Genomic DNA, 18,853 nt, shown 5'->3' with positions numbered 1-18,853 from the left:
CACGACATTCTCCCACCCGGTTGTGGATCGGCGCCAATGCCGATGAAGAGGATATGACATGCGCGGACCATCTGCGACGCGACACAACGACGGGCTGACGACGCTGCGGGGGCTGGCACGCTTCCGTTCGATGTCGCTGCTCTGCGCGATGCAGATGGTCTTCCTGCCGGTGTTCAGCGTCCGCCTGCAGGCACAGACGGCGAACGTCATCACCCCGGATGGGCGCACGGGCACGTCCTTGCAAACCTCCGGCAGCGTGACCAACGTCACGACGTCGACGATTTCGGGCAACAACGCCTTCAACTCGTTCTCGCAGTTCAGCGTCGGGCAGGGCAACACCGTCAATCTGCAGCTGCCGACCGGCACGCAGAACCTCGTCAACATCGTTCGCGACGCCCCGGTCTACGTCAATGGCACGCTGAACTCCTACATGAACGGCGCGATCGGCGGTAACGTCTATTTCGCCGACCCCAAGGGGTTCGTGGTCGGCCGCAGCGGCACGGTGAATGTCGGCAGCCTCAACGTCTCGACGCCGACGCGCGAGTTCACCGACAGCCTGATTGGCGCGGGCGGGGCGATCAACCAGTCGGCGGTCGGCAACCTGATGGCCGGGTCGTTTCCGGTCTCGCCCGACGGCAACATCCGTATCTATGGCCGCATCAACGCGATCGACGGCGTGCGCCTGACCGGGCAGAACGTCTTTGTCGGCGGCGCCACCCAGCGCGACATCGCCAATCTCGACCACGCCGCGAAGTTCGCAGCCTCCGTCAACTCCAAGGGCCTGCGCAGCGCCAGCGCGATTACCGTGAGCAACGGCTCGATCCATATCGGCGCCGTCAACAATGCCAGGGTCAACGGGCGTCTCACCGCGCAAAGCAAGAGCGCGACGCCGAGCAACATCACGGTTCAGGCCGGCAACAACATCGATGTCGGCAAGAAGGCCAATCTCAACATCGCAAGCGCAAACGGCAATGCCGGAGAGATCCGCCTGAAGGCGGCGCAGAACCTGACCGTCGCGGGCGGCGCCAGGTTCGATGCCAGCGCGAAGACGGGCAATGCCGGTCTCGTCGACTTCAGCGCGAACGGGATCATCGACATTGGGAAAGGCATCAAGGTCGACCTCAGTGCGGACAACGGCAAGGCCGGCACGCTGCTGATCGACCCGACCGACGTGGTCGTGGGTGATGCCGCTCAGGGCGACACCGGCGTGACGCTGTCGAACAGCTCCATCGTGAATGCGCTCGCCGGGCTCAGCGCCGGTGCCGACTACCTCATCCAGGCCGATCATTCCATCACGCTCGCCGCGCATGCGATGATCGATGCCCGCCGTCTCGATGGCTCCGGCCATTCGACCGGCAACGCCAACAACGTCATCATCGACGCGCCGAACATCGAGATCATGAATGGCGCGCAGATCCTGGCCCAGTCGGTCAACTTCGGCGGGACCACCTACGCCGACGGCAACGTGACGCTGAGGGCAACGGCGAGCGACATCAAGCTGTCCGGCCAGGCCACCGCCGCGACGTCGATCACGGTCGACGGCAAGATTACCGGCGGCATCGTCTCGATCAGCGCGACCTCGACGGCCGTGTCGAGTTTCCTGAACGGTTCGGTGGCCGGTGATTTCGCGCTTGTCGGCTCGACGCTTGCCGCCTCGCTGCTCGGGCTCAATGGCGGCTATGTCGCGGCGAGCGCCACGGCGACCATCAACATCAACAGCCATGCCGACATCAACGGGCGCGGCGATGTGACCATTTCCGCACACGCCACGGAGACCGCGTCGGATCCGGCGGTCGCCTCCACCTTGCTCGGCAGCCTCACGCCGGTCGCGGCCGGCGTGGTCGTCGGCAAGATCGACGGCACTGCCACGACCAACGTGGCCTCGGGCGCGACGGTCAACGCCGGCGGCAACCTCGAGATCAAGGCGCTCAATGATGCGACCATCGCCATCTCGGCCCTCGCGGCGTCGACGAGTGCGCAGATTGTCCCGACGGTGGCCTATTCCACGGGATCGGTGACGACGACCGCAAACGTCGCGACCGGCGCGCATATTGCTGCCGGCACGGTGAACACGAGCGGCAGCACCCTGAAGGTGCGCGCGATTAACAACAACTCGTTCTCGACCAGCGCAACGTCGGTGGCGGCACCCGGGACGGGGGCGAGCGGCGCCGTCGGCGGGGCATTCGCCATCAGCGACATCACGACATCCGCGACCGCAACGCTCGGCGCATCGCTCGGAACCGATGTCAACAACCGAATGAACGGGTCCGTTCTGGTCGAAGCGACGTCCGATACCACGCTCAATTCCACGATGGCTTCGTCCATCGCCGGCCTCCCGGCACTGATCGCGGCAATCGAAAGAGGACTGCGTGCCGTCACCGCGCCGACGTCGATCATCAGGGACCATATGGGCTCGCTGATGCCGTTGAGCTTCGATTTCAAAGTCGCAGGCGCGCTCTCGCTGGCCAACAGCACGCAGAGCGCAACCGCTGCGATCGCGCAGAATCCGAGCGGCGGCGCGCCGAGCATCTATGCCAGCGGCAACGTCGCCGTCGCCAGCAACGTCATCGATCGCGGCGTTCGCAGCAATGCGACGTCCAGCGCGATCACGAAGGACCCGGTGTCCGGCGAGAGCACCGCGATCAGCGCGGCCGTCGCCTGGGGCAATTTCACCCACAATTCGAACGCCTATATCGGCGGCGGAACCCTGGTCAACGCGGCGAATATCGCCGTCGATGCCACCACCGAATTGCCGATCACCAACACCTGGCTGAAGTGGGATGGTTTGGGCGCGGTGCTGAGCCACCTCAACGGCAATCTCGGCGTCGGCGGCAACATCCTGACCAGCTACGCCAATGCCACCGCGGACGCTGGCGACACGATCGGCATCGCCGGTTCGCTGAACCATTTCGTCGTGAACAACAACACGACGGCGTGGGTGGCCGGCAGCGCGAGCCTGACGACAACCTGCGCGACCGCGGCCTGCGGCAGTGGCACCGGCTGGTCGGTCGGGATGGACAATGGCGACGTCCATACCTACAACGCCAGCCTCCAGATCGCGGCCACCACGACCACGGCGTCGATCGACGCCGCCGGCAATGTCGGCACGCTCGGCTTCCTGTTCGGCAACACCTCGGGCGGCTCCTCCGTCGGCGGCGCGCTCAATCTCGTCCAGTTCAACACCAATACCATCGCCGGCGTTTCGGACCGTGCGACGCTGCGTGCGGCGGACGACATCGCCGTCAACGCGATCACTTCCGACCGGTTCGTCGCTGTCGCACCGTCGTCCGGCAAGGCTGCCGGCACGCTGGCGCTGAACGGCATCACTTCGCTCGGTTTCCTGAACAACTCGACGCACGCGTCGATCTCGAGCCAGGCCACCGTCTATGCCCCGACCGTCGGCATTCTGGCGCAGCAGGATCTGTCGGTCGTGACGCTGTCCGGCGCGATGAGCTATAACGGGAGCGGCGGTTCGGCGGTCGGCTTGTCGGTCGCCTATCTCGGCGCAAACACCGACACCTCCGCCTATATCGGCGACAACCATTCCGACATCCGGCCCGGCGTGTTCAGCGCCAACGATCCGTTCGCCGGCACCAGCGGCGGAAGCGGGGCGGTCAATGTCGACAATCTGACACTCAGCGCGACCACTTCGGGACGCATCACCGCGGCCGCCGTCGCAGCAGCCGTCTCCGATCCGGCATCGTCCAGCTTCTCCGACAAGGCAGGCGCTGCCGGCGCCGCCTCGACCGGAGGCGCAGCCGGCGTGACGACGGCGGCGGGCAAGATCGGTTCGACCTCGGGATCGAGCACCAGCGGCTTCAGCCTCGATCTCGCCGGCAGCTCGTCGGTGAGCGACGTCTCGCTCCGCACAAGCGCCTATATCAGGAACACGACGGTCAACAAGTACACCACGACCGGCGCCGTGCTGACCAACACGATCGTTCAGGCGCTGAACGACACCATGCTCAACAATGGTTCGGGCTCGGCGGCGCTCAATCTGGCCGGAGGGTCCGCCACGGGGGCTGCGATCGGCGGCGCGATCGCGGCGGCGATGTCGAACAATGCGACGCTCGCCTATATCTACGGCACCACCATGAACAACCAGAGTTCGGTGACGGTGCAGGCGCTCAATGGCGGCTCGGAGACCGTCGTCGCCATCGGCGTGGCGGGATCGAAATCCAACGCGGCGTCGCTGTCGGCCTCGGTCGGCATCATCACCGACAGCGCCAACGCCTATATCGAGAGCTCGACGATCACGGGGCAGGCGAGCGGCGTCAATCGCGCGCTCGAGGTCGACGCCTACCAGACCACGAACATCGCGATCGGCGGCGGCTCGCTCTATATTTCGGGCGGTCAGGCCGGCGTCGGCATCGGGCTGACCTATGCCTCGATCGCCGATCCCACGGGCGGAAACGCGACCGATGCGCATATCCGCAGCACGGCGATCTCGAATTACGACACCCTGTTGGTGATGGCCGACAGCGCCAGCGTGATTGCGGCCGGTGCGGCCTCAGGCGGGGGCGGGGCCAGCGCCAACGGACTTGCCGGCGCGATCGTCGTCAGCGAGATCACGCCGACCACGACAGCCTATATCAACAGCGGCTCGACGGTGAGCATCAATGTCGGCCGCGTGACGGTGCTGGCGGACAGCGGCGCGGTGTCGGCGCTCGACACTGCGCTCGGCAACCTCGTCAAGAAGTCGAACAACAATCTTCTCGCGTCGGATACCTGCACGGTCGCCGGTGGCACGGGCGGGCAGAACTGCATCGACTTCAGCGCGGCTGCGCTCAACGACGGCACGGGGAACGGTCCGGGCGCCAGCATCGTCTCCGTTGCGGGCCTCATCCAGGCCGGCAAGAACAATGTCGGCGCCTCGATCGTCTACAACACGATCGCGACCACGCATTCGGCCTATATCGCCAACGTCCTGATGACGGCCGGCAGCAACGGCAATGTCAGCGTGAGCGCGGTGGATTCCTCCAAGATCCAGGCGGTCACGATCGGCTTCGGCCTTGCGACCGGCCAGTTCGCCGGCGTCGGCGGCACCACGATCAGCTCGATCGCCAACACCGTTTCGGCGGCCATCGGCAACAATTTGTCCAGCACGACGCAATCGTCCGTCACGGCCCGCAACATTTCAGTCAACGCGACCGACAATTCCAGCATTATCGGAACTGCCGCCGTCGCGGGCGCCTCGACGCAGGGCAGCGCGGCGGGCCTTGCGCTCGTCTACAGCAGCATCGCCAACAACGTCAGCGCTGGCGTGACCGGGTCCAAGCTGACCGCTTCGGGCAATGTCGCGGTCGGTGCGAACTCGAACGCCAGCATCTCGACCGTCGCCGTCGGTATCGCGATGTCCTCGCAGGTCGGGCTGGCCGGTTCGGTCGCCACCAATCTGATGGGCACCAACGTCACCGCCAGCATCACCGCCGCCGGCACCAACGGGATCAACGGCGCCGACGTCACCGCGACCAACAACGTCGCGGTGATCGCCGGCAACAACGACAAGGCGGCCGTGTTTGCGGGTGCCGTGTCGATCAGCAAGGGCGCTGCCGGCGGTGCCGGCTCGCTGGTCACCAATCAGATTACCGGGACGACGGCGGCCTATATCAGCGGGGCGAGCACCAAGGTCGACGCGCTCGGGACCAGCACCACCGATACGCTGTCGGTCAACAACGGCACGCTGGTGCATGCCTTCGATCTCGGCGCCGCCCACGCGCCGACCGACTCGACGCCCGATCTCTCCGAGAACCAGGACATCCTGCGCGGCCTTGCCGTGGTCGCGAGTTCGCACCAGGCGGTCGTGACCAACGTCGCGTCGGTCGCCGCGAGCAGCGGCATCGCCATCATGATCAACCCGATCACCAACGTGATGAGCGGGGAGACCAGGGCCTATATCGACAGTGCTTCCATCGACACACGCCTGACCTCGTCGACGCTGGCGCCGCAGATCGAGGTTGCCGCGTCGAGTTTCTCCTATTCCGGCGCGTTCGGTGCCGGCATCGTGGCTCCGACCGGCAACGGCGGCGGCGGTGCCACTATCATCAGCACCACGATGCAGCGCGGAACGTTCGCCTACATCACCAATTCGACTGTCGGCGGCGTGCAGTCGTCGAGCGCGACGGTCGGCGCCGTCACCGTGAAGGCCAATGCCGAGCAGGACGCGTCCTCGATCGCGATCGGCTTCAACACTGGCTCGGTCGGGTTGAACGTCTTCCAGGCGACGACGGAAGCCTATGTCGATGGTGGCGCGCTGACGGCCGCATCGCTGACGGTGAACGCCACCAACAACACCGGCATCTTCTCCGCGAACGGCTCCGGGGCCTATGGCAGCCAGGCCGCGATCGGCGCGGCGTTCCTGGTCCAGGTCTCTTCGAACCGGACCGAGGCCTATGTCGGCGACGAATTCCACTATCAGGGCAATGGCGCCGCACACACGACCGCGCTCAATCTGAGCGGCGCGCTCGACGTCGAGGCCACCACCAAGAATCGCTTCGAGGCCTATGCGATCGGCGGTGCGCTCTCGACCGGCACGGCGGCGATCGCCGGCATGGCGAACATCGAGATCGCCAACAACACCACCATCGCCGGCGTCTACGACACCACGTTACAATCGGTGACGGGCGGTGCGGCCGGCGCGGTCACCATCAACGCGACCGAGGACGTGGCGATCAAGGAGATCGCGGGGGCGCTCGCGGTTGGCGCCAGCGGGGCAGGGGTCGGCATCGGCGCCGCCGCCAACGTCATCAGCTTCAAGAGCCAGACCATTGCAGAAAGCCGCAACAGTAATCTGAACTCGGCTGGCGCGATCAACGTCAATGCGCTCAGCACCAAGGAGGTGCTGTCCTACGCGGTCACCGCGGGCATCGGCGGCAGCGTCGGTATCGGCGCGACGGTCGGAGTCATCATCATCGGCACCAACACCGCCGATGCGGACACCCAGGGCCAGCAGACCGGCCAGCTCAATCAGGGCAACAACGGCACCATCGCGTCCGTGAACAACGGCACCAACCACACGCAAGGCAGCAACGCGGTCGCCAGCGGCACGGCCGGCAATCCGAACAATGCCAACGTCAGCTCGACCTACGACGTCAGCAGCGTGCTGAGCGGCGGCAACGACGCCGTCGTCGCGCAGATCGCTGGCGGCAACGTCACGGGCACGCAGGTCAATGTCACTGCCACCAGCGCCAATGCGGCCAAGATGTATCTGCTCGGCGCCGGCTTTGCGAAAAATGTCGGCATCGGGGCCGGCATTGGCTACACCAGCGTCAACAGCACCGTGCTCGCCAATCTGAGTGACTACGGACGCAACGGCTCCGGCGTGCTGGTGGCCGCAGATACGCCTTTGGCCATCTCGGCACCGATTGTCACCGTTGCGGCGGTGGTCAAGGACGCGACCACCGGACCTTATGCCGGCAAGACCATCGACACCGAGGCGATCGCCGGCGGTGCGGCGCTCTACTTCGGCGCCGATGCGGCTGTCGCGGTCGGCAATGTCAGCAACTCCGTGGTGGCGATGCTTGGCGGCCAGATCACCGGCACGGGCGGCACCGGCACTGGCGCCGCCGTCATGGCGCAGGATTCGACGACCCAGGTGGTCTTCACCGGCGGCGTCACCGGCGGCGCCGTGGCTGTCGGCGCTTCGGTCGCGTCGGCAAGCCGAACGAGCTCGGTCGCTGCGAGGGTTCTGAACGGCTCCACCGTCAACGTCACGACTCTGGCAGTTGGAGCAAGCGGCGCCGGCACCTTGACCACGACGTCCACAGCACTTGGCGGCGGCATCGTCGCGGGCGTCGGTGCGGATGCGGAGGCCCACGAGAACTCGTCCGTGTTGGCGGAGATCGGCAGCAGTGCCTCGATCACGACGTCGGCGGCCGGCGTCGGCACGCTGGTGTCGGCGTCGATCGCGCCCAACCTGTCGAGCGAGGCAATCGGCGTCTCGGTCGGTGGCGGTGCCGTCGGCGTCGCCATCGCCAAGTCCACGGTCGGCGCCACGGTTACGGCCGATGTCGGCGACAACGTCAGCTTCTCGGGCGGTGCGCTCGCGGTAACCGCCATGGCGCTGGTTCCGACCGTCGGCACCACGACGTGGGCCAAGGCGCTCGCCGGCGGCGGCGGCTCGCTGATCGGCGCACAGGGCAGCCTTGCCGTGGCGTCCGAGAACGCGACGGTGAGCGCCTATGGCGGGACGGGGATCCGGCTTCCCAACGCCGACGTCACCATCGCGGCCGAGAACGACAGCGCCCAATACGCCGAGGGGACGGGCCTTTCGAGCGGCTTCCTGGCGCTCGGTGCGACGGTCGCGCAAACGTCGTCGAACGCGCACACCTATGCCTATCTGGGTGCGCCCGCCGATATGGATAATCTCAATCACAGCAATTACACGGGCATCCTCCGGATCACGGCCACCGGCACGGACACCAACGTGTCCAACGCGACGGTCGGCGCGGGCGGCACCTATGCCGGCGCGGCGGCGGTCGCGACGACCAGCTCGACCGCCGTGACCAACGCACGGTTCGACGGTGGCGCGACGGACGACACGCTCTACTTCGGCGGCCTCCGCATCAATGCCAAGCACACCACGAATTACGCCGCCAGCGGCGACGCCTATCAGGCCTCGACGGCCGGTGTCTCCGCCGGCAAGGCGCAGAACGACGTCGACTCGACCACCACTGCCGAGATCGGAACCCACCTGATCATCAATTCGGCGGGCGGCAACATGGTCGTCATCTCCAACGACATCGTCACCCAGGGCGGCGGCGGCGCACGTTCGGGCTCAGGCGGCTCGTTCTCGGGGGCTGCTGCGCTCAGTGACTCCCACGTCACCCAGACCGTCACCACCAATATCGGCGCCGGCACGGTGCTGAGCCTCAACGGCGATCCGCGGACGTCGGCGGCGTTCATCAATATCGAGGCCTACAACACGCTGAACACCAACGATACGGCGAGCCTCGCCACGGCCAGCTTCTTCGCCGGCGGCGGCGCCGAATCCAACATGACGGCGAACGCCACGCTCGCGGTCAACATCAATGCCCGCGAGCTGTTCAGCGTGGGCAAGATCTATATCGGCACGGCCGCGAAGATGGCGGCGGCGAACAACGCCAATGCCAGCCTCTACGGCGCGATCGCGGGCGTCGGCGCCAGCACCAACAGCTGGGTCCACGCCAACCAGTCCGTCAATGTCGGCGACAACGCGAAGATCGCGGCCTGGCGCGACATCACCATCTACGCGGGCCTCGCCGGCGACGGCACCGTCTTCAGCAGCGTGCAGGCGACGGCGACGACGGTCGTCTACAACAATACCGCCGTTCCGATCTCCACGCTTTATCGCGGCACGGCCAATGCCGACGACACCACGAGCCTAACGCTGGCCCCCACCTCGAGCATCCTCGGCGCGCGCGACATCTATCTCGGTGCAACGCAAGGGCAGGTCACGGCGGCCGGAAACGGCAGCAACTACAATCCGTATCTGGACATCTTCAGCGCCAAGAACAGCGACAACCACAGCCACACCAGCGGAACCGGCGATGTCGCGCTCAACGGCTTGGTGGTGGCGGGCGTCAATAACGATTTGACGATTACGATCGAGCTCGGTGCGACCGCGCCGACACTGAGCACGACCAGTCCCTATTCCCTGCTGACAAACGGCTCTTCGTCGGTCCTCGAGCTCGTCTCTGACGTCAATCACTTGAGCCCGGTGATGAGCTGGAACCATCAGACGGTCCAGTATGCCGTCGTCGGCAACTTCAATCCTTACCAGCTGGTGGTCAACCAGCTGGCGTCGCTGACCGGCTTGACCGAGGCGCAGGTCCGCTCCCAGCTCGCGGCGGCGACGCCCACGGCGCCTGCCAGCATGTCGCCGACCGGCACCGACCCGACCGGCGACAAGCAGCGCCAGATCGACACGTTGATCAAGCAGGCGCCGTTTACCTCCGACGCGCCCGGCAACGCCTTCGCGTTCGGCGACATCATGGTGTCCGCCGGCAACGTCTCGATCCTGGCCCAGAAGCTCACCGGCAACAGCGGCACGAACCCGGCCGCGCCCGCGGTCATCGCGCGCAGCTCGCCGTTGATCAAGATCGAGAACAAGGGCCTCGACTTTATGAGCCTGGCCAACCTCACGGTCACAGATGTGACCGGAGGCAACATCACCTACCGCCAGATCGACCATGTCGACCCGGATTCGCACTCCAATGTGACCTTCACCGCGATGCCGAGCGCGACGCCGGTCATCGACGTCTCGGCCACCTACAACCGCCTGGATCCTGACTCCGGTCAAGGCATCGACCAGAGCGGCAACGTGCTGACCCGCACGCCCGACATCTATTTCAACGGCGCCGTCAACAACGCGAACGGCCTGCTCAAGATCATCAACAATCTCGGCAGCGTCGTCGCATCGCAGTCGCTCAGTGCCGCGACCGTCCAGATCGTGGTGCCCAAAGGCACCTTCACCTTCCTCGGCGGTATCGGGAGCTTCTACGACAGCGGCAGCGCGGTCACCTCGCAATGGGCCACCACTGAAAACAGGCCGGAAGACACGCTGACCGCGGTGATGACGGCGGCGACCTATCTCGGCGCCTACGGCGACTACTATACCGCTCCGCATATCGCTTCGGGAACCGATCACCCCTATTTCTATTACTGCTGCACCGACGGCAGCCACGGCGTGTATCAACCCGTCGGCAACGCCGACGCCAGCACGATCTTCACCGCGCGCATGCTGATGACGTATTACGACGGCACCTCGCTCTATTCATCGATCTTCCTGCCGGTGGGCAGGGGTACGCCTGGGAACACCAGCACTCCCGATGCCGGCAGCGTGCCTGACATCGCGACCCTCAAGATCATCGAGGGGCAGTCGCAGGACTCGTCCAATGTCGTGCTCGCGCAGTGGAAGAAAACGACTTATGACGGCCGCAACGTCTACACCGATAGCGGTCCGTACAAGACGCCGTTCAACTGTGCGTCAGCCTGCGACAGCTCGGGCTTCTTCCAGGTGATCAACATCCAGCCGGATGCGATCACGCCGAAGACCGCGGACGCGCCGGCCACCGCGACTGCCACCCGGACCATCAGCGGCCAGGCGGTCATCATCTCGGCGTCGGTGATCAACATCAACGGCACCATCCAGGCCGGCTCGAGCAGCAATTACTCGGTCGACATCGGCGCCGCGGCGTACGATGCCATCTACGGCAGCAACGGCCTCAAGAACCGCAACGGCGGCGCGGATTTTGCCGCGGCCCAGGCCAATGCGCGGAACGGCGTCTATTACGACATCTCGGGCTCCGTGACGGCGTCGGCCAGCGGCGACGCCAAGATCGGGGTCAGGTACAACGCTCTCACCGACCAGCTCATCCTGAATGGCGTGGCGCAGGGCGCCGGCGGCTACGTCTACCTCAACGGCAAGATCATCTCGACCTCGACCGACAGCACCCAGACCCAGGGTAACATCGAGATCAAAGGCGGCGCCGGCACGGTCACCGTCAACAACACCAGCGGGCTCCAGCTGGTCACCAACACCATCAATACCAGCGTCACTGCCCAGAGCGTGGTCGAGATCGTCGACCAGCTCAAGGGGAAGACGACGTGGTGGGTTTACGATCCCAAGGCTGCAAGCAGTCAGCAGGTGTCGCGGTACGAGACCAACAGTGTCACTGCGGCCGCGATCGACCCGTCGATGCTTACGGCCAGGACCGGTACGGCGGGCGTCCAGTACCGGACGCAGGAGAACATGCTCTATCAATGGGTCGACACCGCGACGCTGGATCGTCTACCCACCAGCACGCAGTTCGACTACGGCTGGAGCTTCACGCCCAATCAGGTCACCGGCGAGAACTGGACCCGCTCGACCAACCTGGTTTCAGGCACGCAGAGCAGCAACTATCAGAAAGTCACCACCGCCACAGGCAGCTATCACTGGGCGGGAGGCGTGAACCCGGATGGGAGCCCCGTTGGACTCAACACCCATTCCAACGCGTGCTGCGGCGCGGACGCCCAGTACAACTGGTACCAGGCGATCTATGATCACCTGACGCTCACGCTGACCAACACGGTCAAGGCGTCGAACCCGATCAACATCAAGTTCATCGGCGGCAGTAGCAGCGACGTCGTGGTCAATTCGACCTCGGGCATCGTCATCAACGGGTCGATCAACAACCAGCAGGGCACGACGACGCTTGCCGCCACCGGCGCCAACTCGTCCATCACGGTCGCCGCCAATGCCAACAACCCGGTGATCTCGGGGACGAGCGTGACGCTTCGGGGTGACGGCGGTATCGGCACGCTCGGCACCACCAAGGCGCCCGTCCAGGTGCAGCTCTATGGCGGCAGCCTGACCGCGAGCTCGATCGACCGCGACATCGCGATCTCGGCCATCGGCGCGCTGTCGATCAACCAGGTGAAGGTGAACTCGGGAGGCGCGACGCCGCAGGGCAGCGTCTTCCTCTCGGCGACCGGCGACATCAACTCGGCGTCCGCCTACAACGTCGCCAATCCCGTCGTGATCGGCAAGAACATCGAGATCAACTCCACCTCCGGTGCGATCGGCGCGAAGAGCGCCGTCGTCAATGGTGCATCCACCCTGACCAACATCAATCCGCTGGTGATCCAGGCGACGGGGACGATTCAGGCCAACGGCAGCGTCGATGGTGGTGTTCTCGACAGCGCCTCGGCCACCGGCACCTACATCATCCAGTCCAAGGGCGATTTGCGCCTCGGCACGGTCCAGTCGACCGGTGGCCCGGTCTTCCTTGAGGCGGCGGGCTCCGACAACAACCCGGCCAACATCCTGAACGGCCGGGCGGCGGTTGGTCTGACCCAGGCGCAGAGCCAGCATCTTCAGGACGTTCAGGCGAGCCTCGACCTGCTCAGCGGCAATGCCGCCACCAACGCCGTCAACAGCTACCAGTCGATGGTGACGTCGGCCTACAACGACTACTTCCAGCTCAAGAACATCGCCTTCCCGAACGGCAGCACCTACAACCCGACCTCGGTGGGGCAGACGGTGCTGCGGGCGCAGGTGGCTGCCAAGCTCGGCATCGATCCCGCGAACGTCACGACGACGCAGATGAAGACCGAGGCCACGACGCGGTTCCTGAGGGACCAGTTCCTGCTCGGCAAGATCAGCACCGACGAGCTCAGGACCTCGCTGACGACGTTGCTGGGCAGCGCGCCCACAGATCCGCTGGGGACCGTGTTCGGCAGCTCGCTGTCGTCGACCCTGTTCACCAAGCTGTTCGACGGCGTGGCGACAGCCAATCAGCGCATGCCGAGCAATACGGCGCTGCAGACGGCGCTTGGCGCCTATAATGTGAATTACAGCTACACGCTCGCATCGACCGAGCGGGTCTACAGCATCATCACCGCGGGCTCGCAGTGGACGCAGAGCCAGCTCGCCTACACGGTGTCGTCGTCGGCCGTCGGCGCGGCGCCGCCGCCGATCGACGAGAACGTCGTCGCCAATGTCAGCGCCAACCAGATCATGCTCTACGCGCCGCGCGGCTCGGTCGGTAATTCGGCAGCGCCCCAGACGTTCTCCTTCACCAGCGTCGATTCCTCGTCGCTGACGCCGGAGCAGAGGGGATTGCTCGCCACCGCCGGTCCCGGCCAGCTCACCGTCGGCGCGGTCACGGACCCGACGACCCATGTCACGACCTATACGGTCAGCCTGTCGCAGCAGAACCTCGTCGTCGTCGACAACCCGATCGCGATCTCGGCCAAGGCGCTGACGAATATCTATCTCGGCAGCAAGAACAGCCTCGCGCTCGGCGGCGTCACCGCGAATTACGGCCCGATCGCGGCCGCGCAGGCCAACGGCATCGAGGTGACCGGCCGCGGCGACGTCAAGCTCGACGCCGTCAACAGCATCTCCGCCAACGCAAGCGGGGCCGTGATATCAGGCGATATCGGCAACCTGACCCTGATCGCCGAGCACGGCAATGTCGGTGCCCCCTCGGGGACCGCCGGAAGCAACCCCGCGAGCAATACGAACGCGCTCCAGATCGCGTTCGCAGATCCGTCCAACGACCAGCTCGACCAGGTCTCGTCGGCGCAGGGCATCTACCTGAAGCAGACCACCGGCGATCTCATTCTCGGCAACATCGCCGCCGGCAATGCGATCCAGCTCGCCGCGACCGGCAGCATCTATGCCGAGGCCGGCTTCACCGATCGTACGGCGATCCACATCCTGGGCGCCGACCTCGATCTGCGCGCCGGCGGCAACATCGGCTTCAACGGCTCGACCTTCCAGCCGCTGCAGGTGAATATCTCCGGCGCGGTGACCGGCTCTGCGGTCGGCGACCTCAGCATCCTCGCCGTCACTGGCGATCTCATGGTCGGCACCAGCGGCACCTATGGGACGCTGACGGCCGGCGGCGCGCTGACCCTCAACGCTGCGCGCGGCGGGCTCACCGTCAATGCCGACATCACCAGCGGCGGCCTGATGCAGCTGCTCGCCAACCGCGGCATGAATTTCGGGGCTGGCACCAGCGCTGCGCCGGTGGTTGCGGCCAGCAGCTCGGACGGCGTCACCCTGGTTGCCGCGACGCTGACGATGGGCGCCTATTCGGCCATCAACGCGGCCGGGTTGATCTCGGTGACCACCACGGGCGATACGACGATCGGCCAGCTGAATTCGTCGCTGTCCTATGCGGCGGCTTCGAACGCGCCCTCGATCATCGTCACTGCCGGTGGCGTGGCTTCGCTGGGCGCGATCATCGACAATGGCGACGGCCAGACCAAGTTCGTCGCATCCGGCGCGGGCGCCGAGCTGTCGCTGAGTGCATCGAACGGTATCGGAAGTGCCACGAGCCGGCTCGCCTTCAACGCCGTACAATTGTCGGCGAGCGCGAGCGCCGGGGGCATCCACCTGAAGGCGCTGACCGACACCGAGGCGAGCCTGCTCTCCGCGGTGAAGGGCAACGTGGACATCATCGGCACCGGCGCGCTGACGCTCGACCAGGTGCTGGCGGGCACGGCGACCGGCGCGAGCGGCAGCTTCACTGCCGTCGCGAACAACGGCAGCATCGTCATCGGGACCGCCGACAGCAGCGGCTCGCAGACGGTCCACGCGACCCAGAATGTGACGTTCAAGTCGCTGACGACGACCGGAAATGCCGGCGACGTCGGCAACATCAACGTCACCGCCGACAACGGCTTCATCCTGGCGCAGACGGTGACGTCGGGCGGCGTGACCACGCTGGGCTCGGTCTCGGCCCACGGCTCGGCGACGCTGCTCGCGGCGACGACCGTCACCGGCAACACGCTCGCCACCACGACCGGCTCGGCCGTGCTGACCGCGACCGGCCCGATCGACTGGAACACGCTCAACGCCGGGACGACGCTGGGCGCGACGGCAAGCCAGGGCAGCATCACCTTCAAGACCGCGCAGAGCGGCGGCACGCAGACCATCCGCGCCCATGACAATGTGACGTTCAATGCGCTGACGACGACCGGCATCACCGGCGATGCCGGCAGCATCAACGTCACCGCCGACAACGGCTTCATCCTGGCGCAGACGGTGACGTCTGGCGGCGTGACGAGCCAGGGCTCGGTCTCGGCCAACGGCTCGGCGACGCTGCTTGCGGCCACGACCATCACCGGTAACACGCTCGCCGCCACGACCGGCTCGGGCCTGCTGACCGCGAGCGGTCCGGTCAACTGGAATGTCCTCAATGTCGGCACGACGCTGGGCGTGACGTCAAGCCAGGGCAGCATCACGTTCCAGACCGCGCAGAGCGGCGGCACGCAGACCATCCACGCCCATGACAACGTGACGTTCAACGCGCTGACGACGACGGGCATCAACGGCGACGCCGGCAGCATCAACGTCAACGCGGACAACGGCTTCATCCTCGCGCAGACGGTGATGTCAGGCGGCGTGCCGACGCTCGGCTCGGTCTCTGCCAATGGCTCGGCGAGGCTGATCGCGGCGGGGACCAACACCGGTCATAACCTCACGGCCACGACCGGCAACGCAGTCCTGAGCGGCACCGTCGTTCGTTGGGATAATCTTAGCGCGGGCGGCACGCTCGACGTCACCGCGACGGCCGGAGGGATCACCGTTGGCACCGCCATCAGCGGCGGCACGCAGACCCTGCATGCCGTCAACGATATCGTCTTCAGCCAGCTTACCACGACCGGTATCCCGGGCGATGCCGGCGACCTCTACGTCAAGTCCGACACGGGCTCGCTCCGCGGCGGATCGATCACCGCCAACGGCGAGACGCGTTTCGATGTGGCCGGATCGGTCTCGTTCGACCGGATCAGTGGCGACATCGTCAAGATGACGTCGTCGGGTGACCTGACGATCAACTGGGTCAGCGTCGTGAGGGAGCTCGACCTGGCGGCAGACACGATCAACGTCAGGGGCGAGCAGATCCGTTCGAATCCCGCGATCCCGCTGATCATGAACATCACCGGCTATAACGGCGGCGTCGCGAAATCCGCCAACATCTCGATCGATCCGGACAGCATCATCGTCAACCAGTTCAGGGTGGTGGACGCAAACTTCTGGACCGACGCGCATGCGGTCACGATCCTGAACGGCTATGTCCCGGGCCAGCTCATGCTCACCACCGCCACCCAGCAGGTGTTCCTGAACAACCGGACGCTGGCGCCGACCAACGGGCCGACGCTCCAGCTCTACCAGCCGGGCGGCGTGTTCACGATGAGCCAGGTCGGCAACGCCAATGTCAGCAACGCCTATGTGGTGTTCTACACCGGCGACGTCTCGGCGAGCGTCACCAATTACGGGCCGACGCACACCTGCTGCTACGACTTCACCGGCGCCAGCATGGTGCGCAACATCCCGGTCGACGGCGAGGGCAAGGAGAGCATCGAGACCTGGCTCGCGAAGAAGGATGGCGGGACGTTCTATTTGCTCGGTCTCTCCGGCCAGGCGCGGCTCGATGCGCTGCTGACGCCGCGTCCGGTCGAGACCATCGGCTCCGGTCCCGCCGTCAACATCGAGGGACTGAGCGACCTGCGCAAGCTGCGCCGTCAGGGGCAGCGCGTGGGTCGCCCGGGCTGGAAGGATGCGGCGGTCGAGACGGCGAAGCCGTCCGTTGGCCGTCTCGCACAGGCATGGTAACGAGATTCGGGATGCGGATTTGGGGGGCCGCGTTGGGGGTGGGGCTTGCAGCTTGCTGCATCGCCCCTTCGCGCGCGCAAGTGCCCTCGATCAATCCCGGCGTGATCCAGAACGACGTCGACCGGCAGCGCCGCCAGCTCGAACGGCAGAGCGCGCCGCCCAAGCTCACCGGTCCCGCGGTGATCGGCGGTGAGCGGGAAAAGTCCCAGCTGCTGAAGCCGGGGGGGCCGAAATTCCGCCTGCGCAAGGTCGAGTTCGACGCATCCAAGTTCATCACGCCGGCAGAGCTGGACGAGATCGCGAAGAAATATGTCGGCAAGAACGTCGACATCGCTGCGCTATTGCAGCTCGTTGCCGACATCAACGCCATCTACACCGAGCGCGGCATCGTCACGGGCATCGCGACGCTGCCTGACCAGGATGCAAAGGGCGGTGTGGTCAAGATCAAGCTGACCGAGGGCCGGCTCCAGAAGACGACCATCGAGGGCAACAAGCAGACCCGCACCGATTACATCCTTCAGCGCGTGAAGGAGCCCGAAGGCGAGGTCCTCGACGTTCCAAAACTCAATCGCGACGTGATCTGGTTCAACCGGACCAACGACGTGCAGATCAAGGCGCTGCTCCAGCCTGGCACGAGTTTTGGCCTGACCGATCTCCAGTTCGCCGTGATCGAGCCGCCGGTCGACACCTTGCAACTCTTCACCGACAACCAGGGCGCGGAGAACACCGGGCGCTGGGAGGGCGGAGCCTTCTACAAGCGCCACGGCCTGTTCGGCGTCGACGACCGCCTGACCTTCTACGGCGTCCGCGCCGACGGCAATCTCAACGGCAACGCCGCCTACAGCATTCCGGTCAATCCCTGGGGTGGCCGCGTCGGCGTCAGCTATACCGAAGGCAAGATCAAGATCATCCAGGGACCGTTCGTCGCGCTCGACGTCACCGGACGCTCGAGCCAGGCCGCGGTCAATTTCAGCCAGCCGGTCTGGGTGACGCAGAACTGGCTGATATTGCTCAACGCCGCTGAGACCGAGGGCAAGACGGTCAGCCGCTTCGCCACGGTCTCCGTGACCGACGACCATTACGACAAGGCCACCGCCGGGCTGTCAGTGACCAATTCCGGCAACACCTATTCGATCACGGTCTCGCCGGCGGTGAACTACATCACCTGGCATGATTATGTGCTCGGCAACAACCGCGCGTTCAACACCTATACCGGCTCGCTGATCGCGACCAGCGCGGCGGGGCCGCAGAATTTCAGCGCCAATGTGCTGGCGAGCTGGCAGTACACGCAGGAAAAGCTGCTGCCGGGCGACCAGATATTCTCGATCGGCGGTCCCACCACCGTGCGCGGCTATCCCTCCAACTCCGCATCCGGCGACAGCGGCTATTATTTCAACGCCGAGCTGCACTACAATTGGTCGTCGTGGCTCAAGGGGTTCGACACCTACATCTTCACCGACTGGGGCGCAGTCTATTCGACATTCCCGGGGGTTACCGAGCTCGCTTCGGTCGGCGTCGGCTTCTCATGGACCTATGCGTCGTTCATGACGTTCGAGGCGAATTACGCGACGCCGTTGAAGATGGCCGTCTCGACCCAGAACCATTACGAGGCCTATGGCCGCGTCATCTTCCGACCGTTGTTGATGTTCCAGAAGCAGGAGAGCCCTGCGCCGGTGGCGGCTGCCGCCGGCAAGAGCAGGTCGTAGCGACAAGCCGCCTCTCTCTCCGTCGTCATTGCGAGGAGCCCGCGACAAAATTGCAAAG

General features: G+C 65.6%; 2 protein-coding genes. Both read left to right on the top strand.

All coding sequences use genetic code 11. The annotated features are described in order from the left end of the window. The first annotated feature begins 58 nt into the window (after positions 1-58). Complete coding sequence (locus AB7Z56_RS30355; protein WP_354233004.1) at positions 59-17,089, top strand: leukotoxin LktA family filamentous adhesin; 17,031 nt, start codon at positions 59-61, stop codon at positions 17,087-17,089. 11 nt (positions 17,090-17,100) lie between these two features. After that, a complete protein-coding gene (locus tag AB7Z56_RS30350) occupies positions 17,101-18,795 on the top strand; it encodes a ShlB/FhaC/HecB family hemolysin secretion/activation protein (RefSeq protein WP_063984442.1) in 1,695 nt (564 codons plus the stop codon). The last annotated feature ends 58 nt before the right edge of the window (positions 18,796-18,853 follow it).

Origin of the sequence: Bradyrhizobium sp. 482_C4_N1_8 (assembly GCF_052075965.1) — a bacterium.
GTDB lineage: Bacteria > Pseudomonadota > Alphaproteobacteria > Rhizobiales > Xanthobacteraceae > Bradyrhizobium > Bradyrhizobium barranii.
The sequence above is the reverse complement of the archived record's forward strand: the minus strand, read 5'-3'. Positions and strand labels throughout refer to the sequence as shown.